The sequence below is a fragment of the Enterococcus sp. 3H8_DIV0648 genome (genome assembly GCF_002140655.1).
GTDB lineage: Bacteria > Bacillota > Bacilli > Lactobacillales > Enterococcaceae > Enterococcus_A > Enterococcus_A hulanensis.
In genome coordinates, this window is sequence record NZ_NGLG01000002.1 from 1,200,343 (window position 1) to 1,205,497 (window position 5,155).

Genomic DNA, 5,155 nt, shown 5'->3' on the forward strand with positions numbered 1-5,155 from the left:
GTAATACAAACGTATACAGGAGGTGCACTGACATGAGTACCATTACTTTTCGTGTGACAGAAGAGGAAAAAGCGTTTATGTTGGCGATGGCTGATCTGAATGGCGTGACGATTTCTGAACTGGCAAGAACGAAGCTATTAGAATCTTTAGAGGATCAAATTGATATAGATATTTATAAAAAAGCAATGGAAGAACATCAAGCTTTGGATGAAAGCATTTCACATGAAGAAATGAAAAGAGAACTTGGTTTATGACAAAACACTACCTTGTCCGATATGAAAAAGCAGCCCAAAAGGCATTAAAAGAGATGGATAGGTTTCAAGCTTCCATGATTATTTCATGGATAGAGAAAAATTTTGTTGGAACCGATAATCCTAGACGACTTGGAAAAGAACTTGTCGCAAATAGAAGTGGCGAATGGCGTTATAGAATAGGTGATTACAGGTTAATTGCAAATATTAATGATGAAAGTGTCACGATTCTTATTGTTCAAATTGCACACCACAGTACCATCTACAAATAAAACAACCCCAAAGGCAAATCTGGTTTTAATCAGATCTGCCTTTTTAAGTGTTGCGAAGCCATACTTTATAAAACTAGGCTAGATTCTTCGATTATAAAGAAAACCCAATTTTATATCCGACAATGAAAGCCGCTCAAAAATACTTGAGCGTTTTTTTTTCGTTCTATACACCTTGCTTTTAACCATTTAGTATAGTAGATAAAGAGAAAACTTCAGGATTTCAAATTTATTTGTAGAAAGTTGAAAAAAATCTAGTGTATTTCCGAACTTGCTGTGTATATATAGGTGAAAGAAAAAATGAGAAGGAGGGATATTTTTGGACGACTTGGAATTGCTGCGGGAAATTGCCCAACAAAATGAAGAAGCATTAGAAATACTCATGGACAAGTATTCAAAGCTGCTTTGGGTAGCTTCCTTATCAATATTAGGAAAAAATCATGATCCGCAGGATATTGAAGAGATTGTAAGTGACGTTTTTTTAAGGATCTGGAAATCACCGACTAAGTATCAGCCAAAACGCGGATCAGTGAAGAATTACCTAGTATTAATTACTCGAAGCCTTAGTATTAATAAGCTGCAGCGAAGCAAAAAAGATTATCTGCTCAATGATAATTTCGCACTTGAAAATATACCGACAGCAGAAGAAAATCGCGAGTTTATTAATGAGATGTTTTATTTGATCAATAGTTTGAACAGCCCTATGCGTGAGATTTGTTTACAGCGCTACATTTTTGAAAATACTCCGTCGATGATCAGCAGTGATTTAAATATTCCACAAAAGACGGTCAATAATTATCTTTATCGTGGGAAAAGACTGCTGCAGCAAGCCTTCGATGAACAAGGCATGGAATTGTTTTATTTATTAAATAAAGGAGCGGATAAAGATGGCAAAAAAATATGATGAACATCCATTAAGCAAGCTTTCTGATGAAGAGCTGGATCAAATTTTAGCTCATTATGACAGCAACTACTCCGCTAAAAATAAAGAGAACATCAAACACAGGACACAGGTAAAAAAGAAAGAACCAATCGTTTTGGCTGCCTTTTCTAAACGTAAATTATTGATTGTCGCAGTGCTTATCCTATTCTTTTTACCGGTAGGAACCTACGTTGCAGCAAAGCTGTGGGAGATTACCGTTGAAAAACAAGATTACCGGCTCACAACAAAAATCGACAAGCCGAAAAATCAGCAACCAGATACCGGAAATTATCGACTAGTGGCTGATTATGTTCCAAAGTATTTTACTGTTCATGACAGTATGCAAGGGTTGTCATTTCATGAGGAAATTGATTTGTCAGGGGAAGAAGAGTTTATTGAAGCAGTGAGCAACGAGCGTGCAATTTCCTTCACACTTTATGAATTAGATAAAAAGGACACTATTACCGATGACTATGTAAAAGATTCCAAAGAGATTCCACTAAAAGATTCCTCCGCATACATGGTTGAAAAAATAGACGATCTTCAGGGGAAACAAGCGACAATCGTACGAAAATTTTTCGAAAAGCAAAACAAGTTTGTTGAATTGAACTGCTTTGGAGATATTTCGGAAAAAGAGCTTGTAAAAATTCTCAATAATCTTTACTTGAAAAATGTCGCTACTAAAGAAGAAGCCACCTTCGTAACTGACTATATGAGCTCAGATGATTTTGCAGAGAAGATCGAGCAAATTTCAGAGGGGCTCGAACCAACGATGCTAGATGTCAATAACAAAAACGAACTCGTCCAGCTTAATGAACCAATCAATACGATTGATATTTATGGGACACCTATTGAGGAAGTCACGGTGACCAAAGTGACATTAAGTGATACGATCGCGCCGAAACCATTGTCGATCTTAAATGAGAAGATAAAAGCTGGGTCAAACGATGATGACACGTTCAGACCAGAATGGAATAAAAAAGGCAAGCTCAAACCGATTATCGCGACAGAATACCTACGTGGAGATGGAAAGCATACTTTGAGTAAGGAACTCCGGGAATTTGAGATCCAACCAAAGTATTTGGAGGTTGAGTTCCAGGTTAAAAATATTTCTGAAAAAACAAAAGATTACGAAAACTATATACAGGTGACACGTTTTGTCAGACAAGGGAGCAGCTTTACCGACTTACCTATTGAAAAGACCCTTGTTCGTAAGATATTGTCAGACCCAGTTGATCCTTATCGCGTTTTAAATACGCCAGCTTATCCATTGCCGACAACAGTAGGAAAGTTCGTTGATGATATCTTCGAGGAAGAAGTCGAGCCTAATCCAATTGAACCAGGAGAAACTGGTACATTTACTGTTAGTTACATTTTGGCCTATGAAGATTATAGCAACTTGTTTTTTAACTTGAACTCGCATATTCCTGGGAATCGTTATGTTCAATTAACACAATAACCCGCAAATTATGGGTGAGTAAAATGGAATAAGAGGATTAAAAGATTAGAGAAATTGGAAATTCACTTGTTGTACTGATACCTACAGAGAGAGCGTGCAAATACAATCGAATTTATTATAAACAGAGTAATAGAAGAACTAGGAGAATTTTGATAAGGACTTGGGATTACTTCTCAGGTCCTTTTTCGTGGATTGAACTTAAAAAGACGTCAATTCCCAATTGTAAAGAAATAGCTTAAAATTATAAACAGTATGCCCCATATTGCCACGTAAATTCAGTCACTTTTGTTATAAGTGGTAGATTTTTCTCATAAAATGAGAATTTCCTAAGAAAAAATTTAAATAACAAATAACCGAAAATAATTACGATAAAATGTAAACGATTACAAAATAAGGAGGTTTCTTATGAAATTCAGAAAAGGATGGTTATGTTTTGGCGCGCTGCTTATGTTAGGGAGTGTATTTTTTGGGTTGGCAAGTTCGACGGAGGCAAAAAGCAAAGTGCATGATTATTCGAAGGAAAAGACGGTCGAGCAATTGATTGGACGCCATTGGGATGAGACAGAGATCAAGGAACAATATGAGAAGTTTTCGAAAAAGCTGACGGATGAAAAGAGTATTAAGGGCGAGATCGTCAGTGATATTTCAAAGGCGGACAAGAAAAAAATCACTGATTACTTTGACAAATTTGCTGGAAAAAAAGTGGAGTATGTTTACACGAAGTTCGATCAGTTTTATAAGGTGAAAGCTGACGATGACTACAATGATTTAAGAGCCATTTTGGAGTACAAATTCAAAGTGACGGAGAAGAAAAAGGTGACGGAGTACAGTGTCTTATTGAAGATGGCACGTTTGGGTGATAAAGATGGTGTCAAATGGCAGATTTACGATATCTTATGGCAGGACACAGGCGTGGATGTTACTGATATCGAGTTGACACAATTGGAAGCACCGAGTAAAGGTGAAGAAGTTTGTGTGATGGATACGGACGCGGGAGTCATTAAGATGCGTTTGTTCCCTGACCAAGCGCCTAAAGCTGTGAAAAATTGGATCGAGCTTTCCAAGGATGGTTTCTATGATGGTACGCCTTTTGCTCGTGTAATCAAAGACTTTGTGATCCAAGGCGGAGCTTTAGATGGTTCTGGTGATGAATCAAAATCAATCTATGACGGCTTTTATGAAGATGAGGTGGACAAAGGATTATACAACTTTGACGGCGCTCTTTGTTTAGGAAACAATGGACCGCATACGAATGGGAACCAGTTCTACATTGTCCAAAATACTAAGATTGATGAAGAACAATTACCAATTCTTTCTCTTCCAGGAAATGTGGAAGAAAAATATAAAGAAATTGGCGGGCTGCCAGAATTAGACGGACGTTATACTGTTCTGGGGCAGGTTTATGAAGGAATGGATGTAGTTAAAAAAATCGCGGAACAAGAAACAGATGATGATGACGCACCAGTTTCAGACCCAGTAAAAATCAAAAAAATCACTTTTGAAAAAGTAGAATAGAACAATAATACTGCGATCCTATCTGTAGGGTCGCAGTTTTTTTAACGTTGTTGACCATTATGTTCTGGAGCGACTGTGGGTAGTTCAGGCTCGCATCAATGAAAAGCGGTTCAACCTCTGATTGCTGAATGGGGCGATTTGCCATACAATTAACTTGTAGGAGAAATGAGCACTTAGGGGATGCCCCAACACTACTTTTGTATAAAGGGATGATGTTTTTTGGTTACTAAAAATGAGATAATTGAAGCTATCGAGATGAGCTACAGGAGTTCGCCGGAGTATCTGTTTAAAAAAAGCCCCGGTTTTTGTATTTTTCGCCATGAAAGAGGACGAAAATGGTTTTGTGCCGTAATGACGATTCCTCAAAACAAGTTATATGGAGAAAGTGAAGAAGAGATCGACGTGATCAATTTAAAGATCGATCCTAATTTAGGCGATATTCTTAAAACGAGTCCAGCGATTTATCCGGCGTACCATATGAATAAGCAGCATTGGATCACGGTTGATCTGTCCCAGATTGATCATTTTGAACAGGTGGCTGGTTTGATTGAAGACAGCTATCTGCTTACCGCCAAGTAGCGGGAGAAAAACTATGAACTTCTTCTCAATTTTATCTTAGCATCAAATAGAGGGATAGAAGAAAACCTTTTTACGCAGCCTAATAGTCTTTGTTAGAAGTTATTGATACAGGTTGATGGCTGGGAATCATTTTCGAATGATTACGTATTGACTCTATTAG

The 5,155-nt window shown here is 37.4% G+C and carries 6 protein-coding genes; all 6 read left to right on the top strand.

Annotation, left to right across the window (positions count from 1 at the left end):
- Positions 1 to 32 precede the first annotated feature (32 nt).
- The 6 genes from relB to A5875_RS21975 all read left to right on the top strand — a co-directional run bounded on the left by relB (position 33) and on the right by A5875_RS21975 (position 4,995).
- Positions 33 to 254 carry a type II toxin-antitoxin system RelB family antitoxin gene (gene relB, locus A5875_RS21950; RefSeq protein WP_088935680.1) on the top strand — a complete coding sequence of 74 codons (222 nt, stop codon included), beginning with the start codon at positions 33 to 35 and terminating at the stop codon, positions 252 to 254.
- Entirely contained in the window at positions 251 to 523 is a 273-nt protein-coding gene (locus tag A5875_RS21955) for a type II toxin-antitoxin system RelE family toxin (RefSeq protein WP_088935681.1), read from the top strand. Before relB ends, A5875_RS21955 begins: the two co-directional genes overlap by 4 nt.
- Before the next feature lie 316 nt (positions 524 to 839).
- Positions 840 to 1,424 (top strand): RNA polymerase sigma factor, encoded by a 585-nt coding sequence (locus tag A5875_RS21960; protein WP_088935682.1) that lies wholly within the window; start codon positions 840 to 842, stop codon positions 1,422 to 1,424.
- Entirely contained in the window at positions 1,408 to 2,901 is a 1,494-nt protein-coding gene (locus A5875_RS21965; protein ID WP_088935683.1) for a hypothetical protein, read from the top strand. The genes A5875_RS21960 and A5875_RS21965 overlap by 17 nt, the downstream gene beginning before the upstream one ends.
- A 405-nt stretch (positions 2,902 to 3,306) precedes the next feature.
- The gene (locus A5875_RS21970) at positions 3,307 to 4,416 is read left to right on the top strand and encodes a peptidylprolyl isomerase (protein ID WP_088935684.1); all 1,110 of its coding nucleotides are present in this window, start codon (positions 3,307 to 3,309) and stop codon (positions 4,414 to 4,416) included.
- A gap of 255 nt (positions 4,417 to 4,671) precedes the next feature.
- The gene (locus tag A5875_RS21975; protein WP_242551096.1) at positions 4,672 to 4,995 is read left to right on the top strand and encodes an MmcQ/YjbR family DNA-binding protein; all 324 of its coding nucleotides are present in this window, start codon (positions 4,672 to 4,674) and stop codon (positions 4,993 to 4,995) included.
- Positions 4,996 to 5,155: the final 160 nt, after the last annotated feature.

What these genes read in the sequence shown, in the direction of transcription:
- relB (WP_088935680.1), top strand. Translation starts at nt 33, where the DNA reads ATGAGTACCATTACTTTTCGTGTGACAGAAGAGGAAAAAGCGTTTATG.
- A5875_RS21955 (WP_088935681.1), top strand. Translation starts at nt 251, where the DNA reads ATGACAAAACACTACCTTGTCCGATATGAAAAAGCAGCCCAAAAGGCA.
- A5875_RS21965 (WP_088935683.1), top strand. Translation starts at nt 1,408, where the DNA reads ATGGCAAAAAAATATGATGAACATCCATTAAGCAAGCTTTCTGATGAA.
- A5875_RS21970 (WP_088935684.1), top strand. Translation starts at nt 3,307, where the DNA reads ATGAAATTCAGAAAAGGATGGTTATGTTTTGGCGCGCTGCTTATGTTA.
- A5875_RS21975 (WP_242551096.1), top strand. Translation starts at nt 4,672, where the DNA reads ATGAGCTACAGGAGTTCGCCGGAGTATCTGTTTAAAAAAAGCCCCGGT.